This window comes from Pseudomonas sp. Irchel 3E20, assembly GCF_900187645.1.
Classification (GTDB): Bacteria; Pseudomonadota; Gammaproteobacteria; order Pseudomonadales; family Pseudomonadaceae; genus Aquipseudomonas.
Genome location: NZ_FYEE01000008.1, coordinates 97,659 through 118,087, shown reverse-complemented (window position 1 = coordinate 118,087; position 20,429 = coordinate 97,659). Strand labels below are relative to the sequence as shown.

The 20,429-nt window shown below is 63.7% G+C and carries 17 protein-coding genes; 6 read left to right on the top strand and 11 right to left on the bottom strand.

What is annotated here, in order from left to right; translation table 11 throughout:
• Positions 1 to 18: 18 nt before the first annotated feature.
• Both lptE and leuS read right to left on the bottom strand, forming a co-directional pair.
• On the bottom strand, positions 19 to 621 hold the full coding sequence (lptE, locus tag CKW13_RS16040) for an LPS assembly lipoprotein LptE (protein ID WP_095109601.1): 603 nt from the start codon (positions 619 to 621) through the stop codon (positions 19 to 21).
• Positions 622 to 711: 90 nt separating this feature from the next.
• Entirely contained in the window at positions 712 to 3,318 is a 2,607-nt protein-coding gene (gene leuS, locus CKW13_RS16035) for a leucine--tRNA ligase (RefSeq protein WP_095109600.1), read from the bottom strand.
• A 274-nt stretch (positions 3,319 to 3,592) separates the two neighbouring features.
• On the opposite strand from leuS, the gene CKW13_RS16030 reads away from it, so the two are divergent.
• Positions 3,593 to 3,919, top strand: a complete 327-nt coding sequence (locus CKW13_RS16030) for a hypothetical protein (RefSeq protein WP_095109599.1) — start codon at positions 3,593 to 3,595, stop codon at positions 3,917 to 3,919.
• 128 nt (positions 3,920 to 4,047) lie between these two features.
• Entirely contained in the window at positions 4,048 to 4,809 is a 762-nt protein-coding gene (locus CKW13_RS16025) for a YdcF family protein (RefSeq protein ID WP_095109598.1), read from the top strand.
• A 62-nt stretch (positions 4,810 to 4,871) separates the two neighbouring features.
• Here the strand turns inward: CKW13_RS16025 and lnt are convergent, their stop codons facing one another.
• The 5 genes from lnt to miaB all read right to left on the bottom strand — a co-directional run bounded on the left by lnt (position 4,872) and on the right by miaB (position 10,284).
• On the bottom strand, positions 4,872 to 6,395 hold the full coding sequence (gene lnt / locus CKW13_RS16020) for an apolipoprotein N-acyltransferase (RefSeq protein ID WP_095109597.1): 1,524 nt from the start codon (positions 6,393 to 6,395) through the stop codon (positions 4,872 to 4,874).
• A gap of 8 nt (positions 6,396 to 6,403) precedes the next feature.
• Entirely contained in the window at positions 6,404 to 7,243 is an 840-nt protein-coding gene (locus CKW13_RS16015) for an HlyC/CorC family transporter (protein ID WP_095109596.1), read from the bottom strand.
• A 5-nt stretch (positions 7,244 to 7,248) separates the two neighbouring features.
• The gene (gene ybeY / locus CKW13_RS16010; RefSeq protein WP_095109595.1) at positions 7,249 to 7,743 is read right to left on the bottom strand and encodes an rRNA maturation RNase YbeY; all 495 of its coding nucleotides are present in this window, start codon (positions 7,741 to 7,743) and stop codon (positions 7,249 to 7,251) included.
• Complete coding sequence (locus CKW13_RS16005; RefSeq protein ID WP_095109594.1) at positions 7,736 to 8,740, bottom strand: PhoH family protein; 1,005 nt, start codon at positions 8,738 to 8,740, stop codon at positions 7,736 to 7,738. The genes ybeY and CKW13_RS16005 overlap by 8 nt, the downstream gene beginning before the upstream one ends.
• A 215-nt stretch (positions 8,741 to 8,955) precedes the next feature.
• A complete protein-coding gene (gene miaB / locus CKW13_RS16000; protein WP_095109593.1) occupies positions 8,956 to 10,284 on the bottom strand; it encodes a tRNA (N6-isopentenyl adenosine(37)-C2)-methylthiotransferase MiaB in 1,329 nt (442 codons plus the stop codon).
• Between the two features lie 135 nt (positions 10,285 to 10,419).
• On the opposite strand from miaB, the gene CKW13_RS15995 reads away from it, so the two are divergent.
• Entirely contained in the window at positions 10,420 to 10,746 is a 327-nt protein-coding gene (locus tag CKW13_RS15995) for a DUF1820 family protein (RefSeq protein ID WP_017735645.1), read from the top strand.
• A gap of 24 nt (positions 10,747 to 10,770) precedes the next feature.
• On the opposite strand, the gene CKW13_RS15990 is transcribed toward CKW13_RS15995, so the two are convergent.
• From CKW13_RS15990 to CKW13_RS15975, 4 genes are all read right to left on the bottom strand, one after another.
• Entirely contained in the window at positions 10,771 to 11,325 is a 555-nt protein-coding gene (locus CKW13_RS15990) for a tetratricopeptide repeat protein (RefSeq protein WP_095109592.1), read from the bottom strand.
• 216 nt (positions 11,326 to 11,541) lie between these two features.
• Positions 11,542 to 12,825, bottom strand: coding sequence for a glutamate-1-semialdehyde 2,1-aminomutase (gene hemL / locus CKW13_RS15985; protein ID WP_095109591.1), 1,284 nt, complete (start codon positions 12,823 to 12,825; stop codon positions 11,542 to 11,544).
• A gap of 16 nt (positions 12,826 to 12,841) precedes the next feature.
• On the bottom strand, positions 12,842 to 13,465 hold the full coding sequence (gene thiE, locus CKW13_RS15980; protein WP_095109590.1) for a thiamine phosphate synthase: 624 nt from the start codon (positions 13,463 to 13,465) through the stop codon (positions 12,842 to 12,844).
• 18 nt (positions 13,466 to 13,483) lie between these two features.
• On the bottom strand, positions 13,484 to 14,281 hold the full coding sequence (locus tag CKW13_RS15975; protein WP_095109589.1) for a hydroxymethylpyrimidine/phosphomethylpyrimidine kinase: 798 nt from the start codon (positions 14,279 to 14,281) through the stop codon (positions 13,484 to 13,486).
• Between the two features lie 278 nt (positions 14,282 to 14,559).
• Here CKW13_RS15975 and CKW13_RS15970 point away from each other — a divergent pair, with 278 nt between their 5' ends.
• From CKW13_RS15970 to amn, 3 genes are all read left to right on the top strand, one after another.
• Positions 14,560 to 16,935 carry a hybrid sensor histidine kinase/response regulator gene (locus CKW13_RS15970; RefSeq protein WP_095109588.1) on the top strand — a complete coding sequence of 792 codons (2,376 nt, stop codon included), beginning with the start codon at positions 14,560 to 14,562 and terminating at the stop codon, positions 16,933 to 16,935.
• A gap of 72 nt (positions 16,936 to 17,007) precedes the next feature.
• Positions 17,008 to 18,657: an acyl-CoA dehydrogenase family protein gene (locus CKW13_RS15965; RefSeq protein ID WP_095109587.1), complete on the top strand. Its 1,650-nt coding sequence runs from the start codon at positions 17,008 to 17,010 to the stop codon at positions 18,655 to 18,657.
• 170 nt (positions 18,658 to 18,827) lie between these two features.
• Positions 18,828 to 20,300 (top strand): AMP nucleosidase, encoded by a 1,473-nt coding sequence (gene amn / locus CKW13_RS15960; RefSeq protein ID WP_176465118.1) that lies wholly within the window; start codon positions 18,828 to 18,830, stop codon positions 20,298 to 20,300.
• Positions 20,301 to 20,429: the final 129 nt, after the last annotated feature.

The following is a 20,429-nucleotide window of genomic DNA, read 5'->3' as shown; positions in this document are numbered from 1 at the left end:
CGAGGCGCCCCGCAAGACTTATTGGTTCAGTTGCAGCGGCGACTGGCGCGGCGTTTCGGCTTCAGCCTTTTGCGCGGCTTCCAGTGCATCGGCTTCGGCCTTGGCGCGGGCCGTGGCGGTTTGCTGCAATTGGTCCAGTTGCGCCGGGCTCAACTGTTGCAGGCGCAGCACCATGCGCTGGACGAGGTCGCGGCGCATTTCCTTGCGGGTCTGGTCGGCTTCCTGGTCGGAACCCACCAGGTTGTTGCCGTCGTGCAGGAATACTTGCTGCACTTGCAGCTTGTCGCTGAGCAGCGACAGATTGCCCTGGCCGAGGATTTCGTAGTTGAGCACAGTCGTCAGCTCGTATTCACCCGAGCGGCCGGCACCGGCGTAGCTGAGGGTGCGCTGGGATTCCTGCTCGTTGGCCAGCACCAGTTTGTACGGCGCGCCGGCAAAGACCTTGACGCCGCTGCTTTGCAGAACCTGGCGCAATTGCACCACAGTGTCGCCATAGGCGTTGCGGGCCGTGACGTCCAGTTCCTTGATGGCCAGTTCGCTGGTGCCGGTGCCGCGCAACTGGAACCCGCAGGCGCTTAGCAACACGGCCAGGCCTATAACCAGCAAATTGCGTTTAATCATCTTGATGCTCCCCTTGAAACCAGGTGGGCCGCCGTGCGGCCCGTAAGGTTCTGTGCGGTGCCGGGCGTGTTGCCCGGCACCTGATCCAATTTAGCTAGCGACGATGTTGACCAGTTTGCCGGGCACGACGATCACTTTGCGGATCGTCAGGCCTTCGGTGAAGCGCAGCACGTTCTCGTTGGCACGGGCGGCGGCTTCCACTTCTTCGCGGCTGGCGCTGGCGGGCATGTCGATCTGGCCGCGCAGCTTGCCGTTGACCTGAATCACCAGTTGCAGCGTGTCCTGTACCAGGGCGCTGTCATCGGCCACCGGCCATGTGGCGTCGATTACTGCGCCGCTGTGGCCCAACTGGTTCCACAGTTCATGGCTGATGTGCGGGGTAATAGGCGCCAGCAGCAGGGTGACCGTTTCCAGGCCTTCCTGTACCAGCGCGCGGTCTTGTGCGGTGGTTTGCGGTGCTTTTTCCAGCACGTTCATCAGCGTCATCACCTGGGCGATAGCGGTGTTGAACTTGTGGTGCTGGCCCACGTCCTGGCTGGCTTGCTTGATGGCCAGGTGGGTGCTGCGGCGGATGGCTTTTTGCTCGTCGCTCAGGCCGGCCAGGTCCAGTTTGCCGGGCAAGCCCTGGCTGATATGGGCGTGGGCCAGGCGCCAGACGCGCTTGAGGAAGCGGTGCGAGCCTTCGACGCCTGAGTCGGACCATTCGGCGCTCATGTCGGGCGGCGAGGCGAACATCATGAACAGGCGGCAGGTATCGGCCCCGAACTGGTCGATCATCGACTGTGGATCGACGCCGTTGTTCTTGGACTTGGCCATCTTCTCGGTGCCGCCGATTTCCACCGGCAGGCCATCGGCGATCAGCTTGGCGCTGATGACCTTGGCCTTACTGTCGCGCTCAAGCTCGACGTCTGCCGGGTTGAACCAGGTGTAGCTGCCGTTGGCCTCGCGGCGATAGTAGGTCTCGGCGACCACCATGCCCTGGGTCAGCAGGTTTTTGAACGGTTCGTTGGAACTGACCAGGCCTTCGTCGCGCATCAGTTTGTGGAAGAAGCGCGCGTAGAGCAGGTGCAGGATCGCGTGTTCGATGCCGCCGATGTACTGATCCACCGGCAACCAATGGTCGGCCGCGGATTTTTCCACCAGGCCGCCCTCGTAGTGAGGCGAGGCATAGCGGGCGTAGTACCACGAGGACTCGACGAAGGTGTCCATGGTGTCGGTTTCACGCTTGGCCGGCGCGCCGCATTTGGGGCAGGCGCACTCGTAGAACTCGGGCATGCGTGCCAGGGGCGAACCGGCGCCGTCGGGTACGACGTCTTCGGGCAGGACGACGGGCAGTTGGTCTTGCGGTACGGGCACGTCACCGCAGCTATCGCAGTGGATGATCGGGATCGGGCAGCCCCAGTAGCGCTGGCGGCTGATGCCCCAGTCGCGCAGGCGGAACTGAGTGCGCGAGGCGCCGAGGTTTTTCTTGATGAGCGCCACTTCGATGGCGTCGAAGGCGCCGGGGAAGTCCAGGCCATCGAATTCGCCGGAGTTAATCAGCGTGCCGTGTTCGCCATAGGCGTCCTGCCACGGCGCCGGGCTCTCGTCGCCGGCGCTGGTGCGCACCACGGGCTTGATTGGCAAGGCGTATTTGGTGGCGAACTCGAAATCCCGCTCGTCATGGGCCGGCACAGCCATCACCGCGCCATCGCCGTAGTGCATCAGCACATAGTTGGCGACCCACACCGGCAGTTTTTCGCCGGTCAGTGGGTGTTCGACGAACAGGGCGGTGGGCAGGCCTTTCTTTTCCTGGGTGGCGACGTCGGCTTCGGCGACGCTGCCGCCTTTGCATTCGGCGATGAAGGCTTGCAGCTCAGGGTTGTTCTGCGCGGCGAGGGTGGCCAGCGGGTGCTCGGCGGCCACGGCGACGTAGGTCGCGCCCATCAAGGTGTCCGGACGGGTAGTGAAGACTTTCAGTACGCCCGCTTCGCCGATGGAGTCGACGTGGTAGGGGAACTGCACTTCCATGCCACGGGATTTGCCGATCCAGTTGCGTTGCATGGTCTTGACCTGCTCGGGCCAGCCCGGCAAGTCGTCGAGGCTCTCCAGCAGTTCATCCGCATAGGCGGTGATCTTGAAGTAGTACATCGGGATTTCGCGCTTTTCGATCAGGGCGCCGGAACGCCAGCCGCGGCCGTCGATCACCTGCTCGTTGGCCAGGACGGTTTGGTCGATCGGGTCCCAGTTCACGGTGCCGTTCTTGCGGTAGATCACACCCTTTTCGAACAGGCGAGTGAACAGCCATTGTTCCCAGCGGTAGTAATCAGGCTTGCAGGTGGTCACTTCGCGCGACCAATCCACCGCCAGGCCCAGGCTGCGCAGCTGGGATTTCATGTAGGCGATGTTTTCGTAGGTCCACTTGGCGGGCGCTACGTTGTTTTTCATCGCGGCGTTTTCCGCCGGCATGCCGAAGGCGTCCCAACCCATGGGTTGCAGGACGTTTTTGCCTTGCATGCGCTGGTAGCGGGAGATCACGTCGCCGATGGTGTAGTTACGCACATGCCCCATGTGTAGCTTGCCGCTGGGGTAAGGGAACATCGATAGGCAGTAGTAAGTCTCCTTGCCTGGCTGTTCACTGACCTCGAAGGACTTCTGTTCGTCCCAGAAGGATTGGGCGGCGTTTTCTATTTCACGGGGCTGATAGTGTTCGTGCATGGCTACTTTTGAACTGAATAGGGGTGGCCTAATCCTCTTCAATGCGACGCTGGGCGCAAATGCCGCCAGATTGTGGCGTTTTCGGTGCCCAGGCGAGCTGGAAGTGGAATTACAGGAAGCGCCGTAGCATACATGACCGTACTCCGCCGAGGGAAACCCTGATTGCACCCCGCGCGGCCCGGCGGGCCGTTGGTCGCGGGGACCGGCCCGTTTGCCGCGCGGGACTACGCTTCTAACTGGGGAGTGAGTCATATCCTTCTAGTGAGGTGAACGGATGGTTGAGTCGCAGCGAAAAGTCATTAAACCGGAGTTCTATGAGCGGCTGATTGACCGTTTGGGTCTGGCCCTGGATGCGGCAAAGACGGCGGGCCGGTTACGCGACGAGCGTCCCGCCGAATTGGAACTGCGTGGTTTGAGCGCTGCCGAGTTCGAGTTGATTCAGGCTTATCTGGACCGCAGCGGGCAGGAGGCGCCGCAGGGTGCGGGCAACAATCAGGTTACACCGCCACAGGCGCCGCATTCGGCCAAGATCATCTGGTTGAGAGACAAGGCGCCTAATAGCGGGGGCGCGGTAAAGGTCCGGTCCCTGCAATTCAAGTAAGTGTACGCAGCCCGCAAGGGCACTGGCATGACGTCACCGCCAAGGGCCTTTCCATAGAACGGCCGATATCCTCTGTTGTTGCTTTGCTTCAACCCCCTTAGGCTTCGGGCATTTTTTGGAGATGCCCGATGCCTTTTCGTTATTTCGTCAAACAGTTGCTGTTACCTCCCGGCATTCTTTTGTTGTTGCTGGCGCTGGCCTGGTGGTTGCGCCGCAGCCGCCCGCGCTTGGCGGGCTTGTGTTTTGCGCTGGGGCTTGGTGGTTTCGGGCTAATGAGCCTGCCGGTGGTGGTGGAGTGGAGCGCCCGCGCCCTGGAAACCGAGCCTGCGCTGGAGCGCAGCGAGTGGGCGACCCTGGCCGAGCGTGCCGATGCGATTGTGGTGTTGGGTTCAGGCCGGGAGCGCGGCGACCCGGCCTGGGGCGCGGACCAGCCCACCGGGGTGGGCCTGGAGCGTGAGCGGTACGCGGCGCGCCTGGCCAAGGCCTCGGGGTTGCCGGTCCTGACCAGTGGCGGCCTGCACTATGGCACGCCGCCCACTGAGGCGGCGTTGATGGCCGATTCCCTGCGCGATGACTTTGGCGTGGCGGTGCGCTGGCAGGAAGGGCGCAGCCGCACGACCTGGGAAAACGCCCAGTTCAGCGCCCAGGTATTGCTGCCTGAGGGCGTCACGCGGGTGGTGGTCGTGACCCAGGCCTGGCACATGCAGCGCAGCGTGTGGAGTTTCGAGCGCGCGGGGTTTGGCGTAGTACCGGCGCCGGTGGGGTTTCTCGGGGTGGACAACGCGCGGCCGCTGGGCGGTTGGATGCCGGAGTTCAAGTCGATCTGGCAGTCCGGGCAGTTGCTCAATGAGGCGGCGGGGCTGGTGGGTTATCGCCTGTTCTATCGTTAGGCCGCGTAGAGGCCTGGCTTGCCAGCGATGGCGCCATCAGGCGCGCGATCGCTGGCACGGGGTCACACGGTCTTGGCCATCCGGCTGGCCAGCAGCGCCCAGCCAAACAGCAGCAGGCACGCAATAATCAGCGGCCACGAGCGCCATTGCAGGTACGGCGTGAGGTTGTGCATCGGCACCACTTCGCCATACAGAATGCCGCGCTCGAATTGCGGGATCTGCGCGGTGATCTTGCCAAACGGGTCGATCAGGCCGGTCACGCCGTTGTTGGTGGCGCGGATCATCCAACGTCCCGCTTCCAGGGCGCGCATCTGCGCCATCTGCAAGTGCTGCAAGGGCCCGATGGAGGTGCCGAACCAGGTGTCGTTGCTGATGGTCAGCAGCAGGTCGCTGCGGGCCGAAAGGCCGGCGGCGAATTCCGGGTAGACCACTTCGTAGCAGATGAACGGCGCAATTTGATAGCCCTTGGCCTGCAACATTGACTGGTCGGCCGGGCCACGGGCGAAGTCGGACATTGGCAGGTCGAAGAAGGCGATCAGCCCGCGCAGCAGGTCTTGCAGCGGCACATACTCGCCGAAAGGCACCAGTTTTTGCTTCAGGTACGTGCCGTCGCCCTGGCCAACCACGGTGATGCCGTTGAAGTAGCGTTTTTCATGGCGCACTTGCTGGCGGATCGGCACCCCGGTAATCAGTGCCGAGTTACGGTCGGCGGCGAAGGTGCCGAGCATGCTCAGGAAACCTTCGGCCGACTCCTTGAGCACCGGGATCGCGGTTTCCGGCCAGATCAGCAGGTCAACGCGTTTGGTGCTGAAGCTCATGTCGCGGTACAGCGCCAGTTGCGCGTTCAACTGCGCCGGGTCCCACTTCATGCTTTGTTCGATGTTGCCTTGGATCGCCGCCACGCTCAGCGGCTCGCCCGAAGGGCTGGTCCAGGCATGGCCCTTGAGCGCGATCCCGATTACCCAGGGCGCGGCCAACAGCAGCAGGCCGGCGGCGATGAAACCCGGGCGCCGGCCTTTTATCAGGCGCGGCAGGTTGTACAGCAGCGCGGCGGTCAGGGCCAGGCTGAAGGAAATCAGCCAGATCCCACCCAGCGGCGCAAGCCCGGCCAGCGGTGCATCGAGTTGGCTGTAACCTGAGTAGAGCCACGGGAAACCGGTCAGGAACCAGCCGCGAAAGGCTTCCTGGGCCACCCACAACGCAGCGAAGGCCAGGGCGTCGGCCAGCGGCGCTTCGTTGCGGCGCAACCAGCGTGCCCAGAGCCACGCGGGTAGGGCGAAAAACCAGGCAATCGCCGCAGTGAAGGCCAGCATCAGCAACCCGGCCAGCAGCACCGAAGCGCCACCGAAGTGGTGGATGCTGTAGTAGATCCAACTGGTGCCCGCGCCGAACAGGCCGAAACCGAAGCACCAGCCACGGCCCAAGGCCTGGCGCGGGTTCAGATGGCGCAGGCCGGCGTAGAAGAACCCGGCCGCCAGCAGTGCCAGCGGCCAGATATCGAAGGGAGCCAATGCCAGGGTGGTGAGTGCGCCGGCCGCCACGGCCAGCAGGTTACCGGGCCAGCCGGGGCGGGTCAGACGGCGCATATCAATCCTTAGCGAGCGATGGGGGTGAGGCGGATCAAGTGAATCCGGCGGCTGTCGGCATTGAGGATGCGGAAGCGGTAGGCGCCGATTTCGGTGATTTCATTGCGTTTTGGCAGGTGGCCGAAAGCGCTCATCACCAGGCCGCCGACGGTGTCGAACTCGTCGTCGGAGAACTCGCTGTCGAAAAACTCGTTGAAGTTCTCGATCGGCGTCAGGGCCTTTATCAGGAAATCGCCGCTGGGCAGCGGTTTGATATAGCTGTCTTCCTCGACGTCGTGCTCGTCTTCGATGTCGCCGACGATCTGTTCCAGCACGTCTTCGATGGTCACCAGGCCTGCCACGCCGCCGTATTCGTCGATGACGATGGCCATGTGGTTATGGTTGGCGCGGAACTCGCGCAGCAGCACATTCAGGCGCTTGGACTCGGGGACGAAGGTCGCCGGGCGCAGCAGGTCCTTGACGTTGCAGCTGTCGCCGTTCTCCTTGAGGATCAGCGGCAGCAGGTCTTTGGCCAGCAACACGCCCATGACGTCGTCGTGGCTTTCGCCGATGACCGGGTAGCGCGAATGCGCCGAGTCGATGACTGCCGGGAGGAACTCGCGGGGTGTCTGGGTCGCCTTGATGCTGACCATTTGCGAGCGCGGCACCATGATGTCGCGCACTTGCAGATCGGCTACCTGGATGGCGCCTTCGACGATGGCCAGCGCTTCGCTGTCCAACAGTTTGTTTTGGTGCGCTTCGCGCAGCAGCTCCAGCAGCTCCTGGCGGTTTTTCGGCTCATGGGCAAAAGCCTGGGTCAGTTTCCCCAGCCATGACTTTTGCCCGTTGCTCGATCGGTCTTCGCTCATAGCGATTACTCTAAGTCCTTTGTTGTTTCAGTTAAGAGGTTGTCAGGTTCGTCGTCTGCATAGGGGTCGGGATGACCCAGCTCGGCAAGCAACGTTCGTTCCAGCGCTTCCATTTCTTCGGCTTCGTCGTCATCTATATGGTCGTAACCCAGTAGATGCAAGCAGCCGTGAATCACCAGGTGCGCCCAATGGGCGTCCAGCGCCTTGCCTTGCTCGGCCGCTTCACGCTCGACCACGGGCACGCAGATCACCAGATCGCCCAGCAGCGGGATATCCAGCAGTTCGTCCGGCACGTCAGCGGGAAAGGACAGCACGTTGGTGGCGTAGTCTTTATGCCGCCAGGTGTGGTTCAGCTCGCGGCCCTCAGGTTCGTCCACCAGGCGGATGGTCAGTTCCGAATCGGCGCTGCGCTGGCGTAAAGCCAGCTCACACCACTGGCGGAACTGGCTTTCGTCGGGCGCGGTGGCCTCGGTGGCCAATTGCAGATCAAGCTCAAGCATCGTGACGGCTGTCCTTGGCGGCGGGCATGTCGTCTTTGTGCTCGAAGCGCTCGTAGGCTTCGACGATGCGTTGCACCAAGGGGTGGCGGACCACGTCTTTGGGCATGAAGTGGGTGAAGCTGATGCCTGGCACATCCTTGAGCACCTCGATCACCTGGCCCAGCCCGGACTTGGTGCCCTTGGGCAGGTCGACCTGGGTGATGTCGCCGGTAATCACGGCGGTGGAGCCAAAGCCAATGCGGGTCAGGAACATCTTCATTTGCTCGACGGTGGTGTTCTGGCTTTCGTCGAGGATGATGAAGCTGTTGTTCAGCGTGCGGCCGCGCATGTAGGCCAGCGGCGCGATCTCGATGACCTGGCGCTCGATCAGCTTGGCCACGTACTCGAAGCCGAGCATCTCGTACAGCGCGTCATACAGCGGGCGCAGGTACGGGTCGATCTTCTGGGCCAGGTCGCCGGGCAAAAAGCCCAGCTTCTCGCCGGCCTCGACCGCCGGGCGCACCAGCAGGATGCGGCGCACTTGTTCGCGCTCCAGGGCATCCACGGCGCAGGCGACCGCCAGGTAGGTTTTGCCAGTACCGGCCGGGCCGATGCCGAAGTTGATGTCGTTGCCCAGAATTTCCTTCACGTAGCGCTGCTGATTCAGGCCGCGAGGGCGAATCATGCCTTTTTTGGTGCGCAGGGCGATGGCGGCATCGGCAGGGGAGTGGTTGTCCATTTCCTCGACAGCCGACTCCTGCAGGAACAGGTGCACCATGTCTGGCGACAGCTCCGTACCCTGGGTTTCCCGGTACAGGCGACGCAGCAGGGTTTCCGCGCAGGTGGTGTGCTTGAGTTCGCCAATGAGCTCGAATTGATTGCCGCGGTTGCGGATCTCAATCGCCAGGCGTTGTTCGATCAAGCGCAGATGCTCGTCGAATTGCCCGCACAGGTTGGCGAAGCGGCGAGCCTCGAAGGGCTCGAGAATGAAACGATGTGGTTCGATAGGTGCGTTCAAGGTCGTTTTTAGCCGCCCTGGGGCAATTAAGGTGAAATGAAGGATAACGCCAGCACGCCGGGTACGAAAGCACTTAAGCAGGCCCGTCAGGTTCTTGCCCCTGTGGGAGCGAGCCTGCTCGCGACGGCGCCGGGCCCGCCACGCTCATTGGCCCATAGATCGCTATCGCGGGCAGGCTCGTTCCCACAGCGGCCTCACACACGCGGCGCCCTCTCTCAGGGCAACAGCGAGCCGCGCAGCGAGTGCGGTTGGGCGGCGTCGATGTGCACATCGGCGAACTGCCCGATCAAAGTCGGATCATCGCAGCGGAAGTTGACGATACGGTTGTTCTCCGTGCGCCCCTGCAGCTCGCCCGGGTCCTTCTTCGAGTAATCGGTGACCAAGATGCGCTGGGTCGAGCCGACCATTTGTCGGCTGATCTCAAAACCCTGCTGGTTGAGGCGATGCTGCAAGGCGTTCAGGCGTTCCTTTTTCAGCTCCTCGGGGGTGTCGTCGGCCAGGTCGGCTGCTGGCGTGCCGGGGCGCTGGCTGTAGACGAACGAGTAGGAAAAGTCGAAACCCACGTCCTCGATCAGCTTCATGGTTTGCTGGAAGTCTTTTTCCGTCTCGCCGGGGAAGCCGACGATAAAGTCCGAGCTGATGCAAATCCCCGGCACCGCCGCCCGCAGCTTGCGCAACTTGGACTTGTACTCCAGCGCTGTGTGGTTGCGCTTCATGGCCGACAGGATGCGGTCCGAACCCGATTGCACCGGCAAGTGCAGGTGCTTAACCAGTTCTGGAACCTCGGCGTGGGCCTGGATCAAGCTGTCGGAAAACTCCAGCGGATGGGACGTGGTGTAGCGGATGCGCTCGATGCCATCGACCGCGGCCACCACGCGGATCAATTCGGCCAGGTCGGCCACGCGGCCATCGTTGGTTTGGCCGCGATAACCGTTGACGTTTTGCCCCAGCAGGGTCACTTCGCGCACGCCGTTCTCGGCCAGGTGGATGATTTCGGCCAGCACATCGTCGAACGGCCGGCTCACTTCCTCGCCGCGGGTGTAGGGCACTACGCAGAACGTGCAGTACTTGCTGCAGCCTTCCATCACCGAAACGTACGCGCTGGGGCCGTCGATGCGGGGTTCGGGCAGGTGGTCGAACTTTTCGATTTCCGGGAACGAGACGTCCACTTGCGGCAGCTTGGTAACGCGCGCGGCATCGATCATTTCTGGCAGGCGATGCAGGGTCTGCGGGCCGAACACCACATCGACATAAGGAGCGCGGTCGCGGATCGCGGCACCTTCCTGGCTGGCCACGCAACCGCCGACGGCGATCACCATGTCCGGGTTGGCCAATTTCAGCTCACGCCAGCGGCCGAGTTGGGAATAAACCCGGTCCTGGGCGCGCTCGCGGATGGAGCAGGTGTTAAGCAGGATGACGTCCGCGTCTTCGGCGCGGGCGGTGACTTCCAGGGCCTGATGTTCGCCCAGCAGGTCCACCATGCGCGAGCTGTCGTACTCGTTCATCTGGCAACCGTGGGTTTCGATGTAAAGCTTCTTGGCCATGGACAGGGGTCATCACGTGATTCAAAGAACCGCGCATTATAGTGGTCATCGCGGTTGCTTCCTAGCGTTGCGCGCCCGATGGCTATGCTATAGTTCGCGCCCTCTTTTTATCCCCCGATGTGTTACCCGCCCACCATGACCAAACGCGAAGCTCCAATCTATAAGGTGATTTTCCTCAACCAGGGCCAGGTGTTCGAGATGTACGCCAAACAGATCTATCAAAGCGATCTGTGGGGTTTCCTGGAAGTGGAAGAATTCGTCTTCGGCGAGCGCACGCAATTGGTGGTCGACCCCGGCGAAGAGAAACTCAAAGCCCAATTTGAAGGCGTGGTGCGCAGCTTCGTGCCCATGCACTCGATCGTGCGCATCGATGAAGTCGAACGCCTGGGCACGCCGAAAATCAGCGAAGCACGGGGCATGGGTAATGTCATGCCGTTCCCGATGCCGATGCCGGAGAAGTAGGGCGTCACAGAGGGGCGGACGAACTTAGGGCAACGGCGAAAAAGGCGAACGCCCGTCGGCGCTTTGCAGTTCCATCAGGTACTTGCGGAAGATCTGGCCCAGCACTTGGGTGGCGACTTCCAGTTCATCGCGCTGCATGTGCTCGGCGACTTCGTCAGCGGTGTCCAGCGCGTCTTCGGCGCCGTTGACGGCGGCCATTTTCAGCACGATGTACGCCTGGACGTTGTTGGCCGGGACGCCTTCGCCGTGGAAGAACATGCTGCCTAGTTTGAATTGCGCCTGGGCGTGGCCTTGCAGGGAGGCCTTCTCGAAGTAGCTCAGGGCCAGGTTGAGGTCGCGCGGCGTGTTTTTGCCGTCGTAATAGAATTCGCCCAACTCGTATTGTGCCTGCGCATCCCCGGCGTCGGAGGCTTGCTGGCAGGCGGTGAGCGCCTCGGCAAGGTCCTGGGGCTGGGTATTGAGGGTGCAACGACCTATCGCCGGGATCAACAACGAGTTGCCGCCTGCTTGTGCGTGCGCGAGCAGGGGCTGAAGGAGCAACAGGCAGCCCAATGCAAGGGTGCGGCCGGTGCGGTTCATGGGAATCGACTTACCTCTGAAGGACGCGCGGGCCTGAGTGGGGGCCCAATAAGCGCGCATTATGAAATAAGCAGGGCCAACCTTACAAAGTCTTTACTCGTTTTTCTGCTGCATGACCGGATATCCCTCTGTTTGTGGGATTTTTCGTGCAGAAGAGGGAATAAAAGAACCGTAAGAGTAGGCGAGCACCTGGCGCAATGCGCCAGGTGCGAGCGGTCACTTCAGTGCAGCGAAGGCGCGTTCGGCGGCATCGAGGGTCAGTTTCAGCTCGGTGTCGCCGTGGGCGATGGAGGTGAAACCTGCCTCGAAGGCGCTCGGCGCCAGGTAGACGCCGCCGTCGAGCATCAGATGGAAGAAGCGCTTGAACAGGTCGGCGTCGCTGGCCATCACGTCATCGAAGGTCACGATGTCGTCCGCACCACTGAAGTACAAGCCGAACATGCCGCCGGCCTGGGTGGTGACGAACGGGATGCCCGCCGCGTCGGCGCGCTGTTGCAGGCCGTCGAGCAAGCGGGTGGTGTAGTCGGTCAGTTCGGCGTGGAAGCCCGGGCGGCTGATAAGGCCCAGGGTGGTCAGGCCGGCGGCCATGGCCAGCGGGTTGCCCGACAAAGTACCGGCCTGGTAGACCGGGCCCAGCGGTGCGATGTGCTGCATGATCGCGCGTTTGCCGCCGAAGCAGCCCACCGGCATGCCGCCGCCGATGATCTTGCCGAAGGTGCTCAGGTCCGGGGTGACGCCGTAGTGAGCCTGGGCGCCGCCCAGGGCCACGCGGAAACCGGTCATCACTTCATCGAAAATCAGCACCACGCCGTGCTGGTCGCACAGGCTGCGCAGGCCTTCGAGGAAACCCGGCGCCGGCGGCACGCAGTTCATGTTGCCGGCCACGGGCTCGACGATGATGCACGCAACTTCCTGGCCCACTTCGCTGAGCATCTGCGCCACCGCCGCGATGTCGTTGAACGGCAGGGTCAGGGTGTGTTTGGCGAACGCCGCCGGCACGCCTGCCGAGCTGGGCACGCCTTGGGTCAGCAGGCCGGAGCCGGCCTTGACCAGCAGGCTGTCGGAGTGGCCGTGGTAGCAGCCTTCAAACTTGATGATGCTGTCGCGGCCGGTGAAGCCGCGGGCCAGGCGGATCGCGCTCATGGTCGCTTCGGTGCCGGAGCTGACCATGCGCACCATTTCCATTGACGGCACGATGGAGCACACCAGGTCCGCCATGCGCGTTTCCATTTCTGTCGGCGCGCCGTACGACAAGCCGTGCTCAAGCTGCTTGCGCACCGCGTCCAGCACGTCGGGGTGGCTGTGGCCGAGGATCATCGGCCCCCAGGAGCCGACGTAGTCAACGTAGCGCTTGTCGTCCTCGTCGGTGACGTAGGCGCCTTCGGCGTGCTTGAAGAACAGCGGCGTGCCGCCCACGCTCTTGAACGCACGAACGGGCGAGTTCACGCCACCGGGGATGTGTTTCTGGGCATTGGCAAACAGGGTTTCGGAACGGGACATGAGCGGGGTCTCGGGATCAAGAGTTGAAGAGGTCGTTGAAGGCGCGGGCGCGACGCGTGACGTGCTGCGCGGTGTCGGCGCCAAACAGGCCATGCACCACCGCCAGCAGGTCGGCACCGTGGGCCACCAGGGGCGCGGCGTTGTCCAGGGTGATGCCGCCGATCACGCAGATCGGCAAGTGCAGCTTGGCGCGAGCCTGGTCGAGCACGTCGAGGGTCGCGGTGGGCGCGCCGGGTTTGGTGCTGGAATTGAAGAAGCGGCCAAAGGCGACATAGCTGGCGCCCTCGCTGGCGGCTTGTTCGGCCAACGCCAGTTGGGCATGGCAGGTGGAACCGATGATCGCCCCGCGCCCGAGCAGGGCCCGGGCCGGGGTCAGCGGGCCGTCGGTCTGGCCCAGGTGCACACCCACGCCCAGCCGTGCGGCCAGTTCGGCGTCGTCGTTGATTATCAGTTGGGTCTTGTAGCGTTCACACAAGCCACGCAAGGCTTCGGCTTCGCGCAGGCGACGGGCCTCGTCGCTGCTTTTATCGCGGTACTGCAGCAGCGTGACGCCACCTTCGAGCGCTGCCTCCACATAATTGAGGAACTTGCCGGCCAGCAGTTGGCTATCGGTGATGGCATACAGGCCACGTAGTTTCATCGGGCGAGCCTCATGGCGTTACGAGCAAAAATCCAGGGGCAGGCGCCGCGGCACGAATTGGCCTTGGCCCAACTGTTCGGCATCGCGCAGGGTGCGCCAGGTGTAATTGAGCGCCGACTGCACGGCGCTGACCAAGGCTTCGCCCTGGGCCAGGCGCCCGGCGAGGGCGCTGGCCAGGGTGCAACCGGAGCCGTGATAACTGCCCGGCAAGCGCTGGCAGGTAAAGGTGTGGCGCGTGCCGTCGCGGCTGTAGAGGCGGTTGTGGACTTGCTGCTCGTCGCCGTGGCCGCCGGTAATCAGCAGGTGTTGGATGAACGGCAGGAGTTTTTCCGCGCATGCGTCGGCGCTGCCCTCGGGCAGTTCGGCGAGGATGCGTGCTTCGGGCAGGTTGGGCGTGGCGATTACGGCTAGCGGCAGCAGGCGTTCGCGCAGCGCATAGCCGACTTCATCCTTGCCCAGGCGCCCGCCGCCCCCGGCGCGCAGCACCGGGTCGCAGATCACCGGCAGGTGCGGGTGGGCCGTGAGCAACTCGACCACGGTATCGACCATCTCCAGGGAACCGAGCATTCCCAGTTTGACGGCGGCGACGGTGGAGTCGTTGAGCACGGCGTTGGCCTGGGCCAGCACCCACTCGCGCTCGAGCACGCGAAAGTCACTGACGTTGACGGTGTCTTGCACGGTCAGCGCGGTGATCGCGGTGGCGGCATGGCAACCCTGGGCGATGAGGGCTTCGATATCTGCCTGCAGGCCGGCGCCACCACTGGGGTCGTGGCCGGAGAGACAGAGGACAACGGGGCGAGAGCTGTAGATAGTCATGGTGCGCGAGCTTACCACCAAACGCTTTTTTCGAAAGCGCCGTAAGAATTGTCGTGTATGCCTGCATGCCATCATCCGGCGGCGAGGTAAATTAACCGGCGAAATCGCTGTAATGCCCGTCCTAGAGCCTTTAGCTTGAGCTATTAAATGGTGTTCAAAGGCCAGTAGTGGCTATGTTAGAGTGGATCCAAACCAACAACAGGCCATGCCGGTTTGCGTCTACTCAAAAGGAATGGGGGGCTTCCTGACACAATCGGACGAGCTATGCCGGGGCTTTAATGCGCTATTTGCTGATGCTGCTGTTGAGCTGGCCCCTGCTGGCCGACGCCATCGAATTCAACGAAACCACCCGCAGCCTTCCCCTGGGCCGGGCGATGCAAGTGTTCGAGGACGCCAGCGGCCAGGCCCGCATCGAAGACGTGAGTTCGCCAGCCCTGGCCGACCGCTTCAAGCCCCACGACAGCGCCACACTCAATGCCGGTTATTCGCGCTCGGTGTTCTGGCTCAAGGTAGACCTGCTGTACCGCCCGACCCAGGCCAACGCCCCGCGTAATTGGCTGCTGGAACTGGCCTACCCGCCCCTCGACCACTTGGATTTGTACCTGGCCGACGCCATGGGCCGCTTGCAATTGGCCGGGCGCACCGGCGACGCCTTGCCCTTCGGCACCCGGCAGATCCGCCAGAACAACTATCTTTTCGACCTGGACCTCGCCGCCGGCCAGCCCCGCACCCTGTATTTGCGCCTGCAAAGCGAAGGCTCGATCCAGGCGCCGCTGACCCTGTGGTCGAGCACCGCGTACCTGGAAGCGCAGCCCTTGCGCCTGTATGTGCTGGGGGTGATCTACGGCGTGCTGCTGGGCATGTTGGTCTACAACCTGTTCATTTACCTGGCGGTGCGCGACACCAGCTACCTGTATTACATCCTCTATATCGCCGCGTTCGGCCTCTACCAGCTCTCGGTCAACGGCGCGGCGGTGGAATATTTCTGGCCCGACAACCCCTGGTGGGCCAACGCCGCAACGCCGTTTTTCATCGGTTTGGCGGCGCTGTTTGGCAGCCAGTTCGCCCGCAGCTTCCTACAAACTGCTCGCCTCAGCCGCTGGCTTGATGGCGGATTAGTGGCGCTGATTGCCGGCAGCGCCGTGGTCGTTGGTTTGTCGCTGATGACCAGTTACGCCCTGGCCCTGCGCCTGGCGACTGCCCTGGCGCTGATCTTCACCGTGGCGATTTTCGCCGCCGGGGTGTTCGCTTGGTGGCGCGGCCTGCGGGTGGCGCGCTACTTCATCATTGCCTGGTCGGCGTTTTTGCTCGGCGGGGTGGTCAATACCCTGATGGTGCTGGGCTACCTGCCCAATGTGTTCCTGACCATGTACGCCAGCCAGATCGGCTCGGCGGTGGAGGTGGCGCTGCTGTCCCTGGCCCTGGCCGACCGCATCAACGGCATGCGCGAGCAGCAGGCGCGCACCTTGGCCGAGGCCAGCCACACGCTCGAAATGCTCAACCAGGAGCTGGCCCACAGCAACCGCCTCAAGGACGAATTCCTCGCCACCCTGACCCACGAACTGCGCACGCCGATGAATGGCGTGATCGGCTCGCTGGAACTGATGCAGACCCTGGAACTGGACCCCGAGCTGGCCCAATACCAGCAAACCGCCGCCACTTCGGCGCGGGACATGATGCGCCTGGTCAACGGCATCCTCACCCTGACCCAGTTGCAGGCTGGGCGGCTCACCGTGCAGCACGAGGATTTCAGCCTGCGCCGCATGCTCGATGGCTTGCAGGCGCAGTTCGCCGGAAATGCGGCGAGCAAGCCATTGGGCTTTCGCATTGAGGTGACCCCGGTGCTGGCCGATCGCCTGCGCGGTGATCGCGACAAGCTGGCGCAATGCCTGGAATGCCTGCTCGACAATGCCATCAAATTCACCCACAGCGGCGGCGTGGAGTTGCGGGTCACTGGCCAGCGCGTTGGCGAGCAGCGCTTGCGCCTGTCGTGCACGGTGACCGACAGCGGCATCGGCTTCACCGAGCGGGACGAAGCGGTGCTGTACCAGCGTTTCTACCAACTCGACGGGTCGATGACCCGCGGCTACGGCGGCCTCGGCGTGGGCCTGGCGATTTGCCGCCAGTTGGTCGAACTCCTCGGCGGGCGCTTGCATCACCAGTCCACACCGGGGCGCGGCAGCCGCTTCGAGCTGGAACTGGAAGTCGAAGCCTTGCCTTGCGCCGCCACGCCGCCGGCCCGTGCGGCGGGGCCGTTGGCGCAGCGCATGCCCGAGGCGTGCACGGTGTTGCTGGTGGACGACAACAGCGGCAACCAACGGGTAATGCGCGGCATGTTGCTCAAGCTCGGCTACCGGGTACGCACCGCCGAGGGCTGTGAGGACGCACGGGCCGTGATGTTGCGCGAAAGGATCGATGCGGTGCTGCTCGATGGCCATCGCTTGCGCGCCGATGGCGTGTCGCTGTGCTGCCAGTTGCACGCCTTGGCGGGCTACGCCGACCTGCCGCTGCTGGTGGCGACCCAGGCGCCGGAGCGTGAGCGGTGTGACGGTGCGATCGAGTATGTGAGCAAACCGGTGAAATTCGAGGCGTTGCAGGCGATTCTGCTGCGCCGGGTGCTCTGTCGGGTAGAGGGCGAAAGCGCCGATATTTAGGCGCGTATGCCACTTTGTTCGGCCGCGGGGCGGTGCTTAACTGGCCCTTCGAGCCACCCAAGGAGCCCCGCCATGAACCTGCATCAGTTCGCCGAAACCCACGAGGTCACCAACCAGCCACCGTCCCTGGATGGCACTAACCTCTACCGCATCGACCTGCCGCTACAGGAATGGGCCGCGCGGTTTGGCGCAGGTTGGGCGCAATCGCGCATCGACCACTACGGCGAACTGGCCGGTGGGCCACTGATGGCCGCCGGGTTCCTGGCCAACCAGAACAAACCGGTGTTCGCCAGCCATGACCGCTATGGCCATCGCGTTGACCTGGTGGAATTCCATCCCGCTTACCACGAACTGATGCGCACCGCGATCGAGCATGGCCTGACCTCCTTGCCCTGGGCCGCGCCGCAGCCCGGCGCCCATGTTGCCCGCGCCGCCATGACCTACTTGCACAGCCAGGCCGAGGCGGGCAGCGGTTGCCCGTTGACCATGACCTTCGCCTCCGTGCCCGCCCTGCGGCTGCAACCGGACATCGCCGAGCAATGGCTGCCCAAGGTTTTGGCCACCGAGTACGACCCGCGCAACATCGGCATGGCCCACAAGGCAGGCGTGACCATTGGCATGGCCATGACCGAGAAACAGGGTGGCACCGATGTGCGCGCCAACACCACCAAAGCCTACCCGGTGGGCGCGACGGGCCCGGGCCAGGCCTATGAACTGGTGGGCCACAAGTGGTTCTGTTCGGCGCCGATGTGCGACGCCTTCCTCACCCTGGCGCACACCGATAAGGGCCTGACCTGCTTTCTGCTGCCGCGCCACCGCCCGGACGACAGCCGCAACCAGTTCTACATCCAGCGCCTGAAAAACAAACTCGGCAACTGCTCCAACGCTTCCAGCGAAGTGGAGTTCCGCGGCGCCCTGGCCTGGATGGTGGGCGAGGAAGGGCGCGGCGTGCCGACCATCATCGAAATGGTCGCCATGACCCGCTTCGACTGCATGGTCGGCTCCAGCGCCCTGATGCGCCAGGCCCTGACCCAGGCGAGCCATCATTGTGCCCACCGGCAAGTGGGCGGGCGGCTGCTCGCCGAACAACCGTTGATGCAGAACGTGCTCGCCGACCTGGCCCTGGAAAGCGAAGCCGCCCTGGCCCTGAGCCTGCGCATGGGTCGCGCCCTGGACCACCTCGACGACAGCCAGGAAGCCAAGTTCGCCCGCTTGGTGACGGCGGTGGGCAAGTATTGGATCTGCAAGCGTGCCCCGGCCATGATTAACGAAGCGGCCGAATGCATGGGCGGTGCTGGCTATGTGGAGGACAGCATCCTGCCGCGCCTCTACCGCGAAGCGCCGGTGAATTCGACTTGGGAAGGCTCGGGCAACGTGCAATGCCTGGATGTGCTGCGGGCCCTGTCCAAAGAGCCGGGGGTGCTCGATGCGCTGTTCGTCGAACTGGGTGACGGCCACGGCGACAAACGCCTGGCCGCCCATATCGAGGCGCTGAAAAACGCCTTTCGCGACACCGACGACATCCAGTACCGCGCCCGCCAACTGACCGAAGACATCGCCCTGGGCCTGCAAGCCAAACTGCTGCTGGAGGCCGGCAATGCCAGCGTCAGCGACGGTTTCATCGCCAGCCGCTTAGCGGGTGGCGGGCGCGCCTACGGCACCTTGCCCCGGGGCGTGGATGTGGCAGCCATCGTCGCGCGCGCCACCCCGCCGTTGGCGTAGCCAGCAGGCTCGCCCGCGCTGGGGTGCGCAGCAGCCCTGGCGGTGGTGGGGCCTGACGATCTGCGGCCGCTATGCCACCGCGCTCGCTTGCTACGGTAGGTTCTGCAAATCCTGTGTTCCCGTGACACGACGATGCAGGCAAGATAACGGCCTGCACGTCAGAACACAGGATGCTTACCGTGACCGAAGCTTTTATTGTCGTTCAAACCGCCGAGCAAGCCGTGGACCGCCTCGCTGCTCTGCACGAGCGCGCCACCCGTGCATTGAATCAAGCCCTCAAGCAATACCTCAAAGACCGAATCGAACCCGACGCCGCGCAGCGTGCCTTGTTTCGCTACCCGGAACTGCGCCTGACCTACCTCTGCCAAGGCGAAGTCCCACAAACCACCCGCGCTTACGCCAAGGTGCAACTGCCGGGCACCTACAGCGTCACCGTGACCCACCCGGCGGCGTTCCGTAAGTACCTGCTGGAGCAACTCGAACCGCTGATGCACGACTTCACCGTGACCGTGGAAGTGGGTGTCAGCGCGCAGAACATTCCCTACCCCTACGTGGTCGAGCAGGGCGATGAACTGGCCGGCTCCGGGGTGACTGCCGCCGTGCTGGCGCGGGTGTTCCCCAGCACCGACCTGTCGGCCGCCACCGATGGCATCGCCGACGGCCTCTACGACTGGGAAAACACCGACCCCTTGCCCCTGGCCCTGTTCGACGCCGCGCGCGTGGACTTTTCCCTGCGGCGCCTGGTGCATTACACCGGTAGCGACTGGCGCCATGTACAGCCGTGGATCCTGCTGACCAACTACCACCGCTACGTCGACCAATTCATCGTCCATGGCCTGGAACGGCTGCGCAACGACCCGCGTTTCGTGCGCATGGTGCTGCCGGGCAACGTGATTATCGAAAAAGCCATGGACCACGGCGAAGCCTCGGCCATCGCCGCGGGCGTGGTCTGGCACCGCTACCAGATGCCCGCCTATCACTTGCAGGCCAGCGACGGCCACGGCGTGACCCTGGTCAACATTGGCGTCGGCCCGTCCAACGCCAAGAACATCACCGACCACTTGGCCGTGTTGCGCCCGCACTGCTGGCTGATGATCGGCCACTGCGGCGGCCTGCGCCAATCCCAGACCATCGGCGACTACGTACTGGCCCACGCCTACATGCGCCGCGACGGCATCCTCGACCGCGTGGTGCCGCCGAACATCCCGATCCCGGCCCTGGCCGAAGTGCAGATGGCATTGCAGCAGGCAGCGGCGAATGTCACCGGGGAGAAGGGCGAGGCGCTGAAAAAACGCCTGCGCACCGGCACCGTGTTGACCTACGACGACCGCAACTGGGAACTGCGCTGGGCCCAGGAACGGCCACTGATTAACCTCTCCCGTGCCGTGGCGGTGGACATGGAAAGCGGCACCATCGCCGCCCAGGGTTATCGCCTGCGGGTGCCCTACGGCACGCTGCTGTGCGTCTCGGACAAACCGCTGCACAGCGAAATCAAGCTGCCCGGCTCGGCGAATGCGTTCTACGAGCGTGCGGTGAGCCAGCATTTGAAGATCGGCATCGAAGCGGTCGACCTGCTGCGCACCGAACTCAACTCCCTGCACTCGCGCAAACTGCGCAGCTTCGACGAGCCGCCGTTCCGCTGACAGGGCGGTGGTCATTTAACGGTGGGGCCACTAGCATGGTCGGCCCTGACCGTTAGATGTTGTCGTTGCCATGCCCCGTCCCCCCCGTCCCCCTGCGCGCCGCCCCGGCGCCAAGCCTGCGCCCGCCAC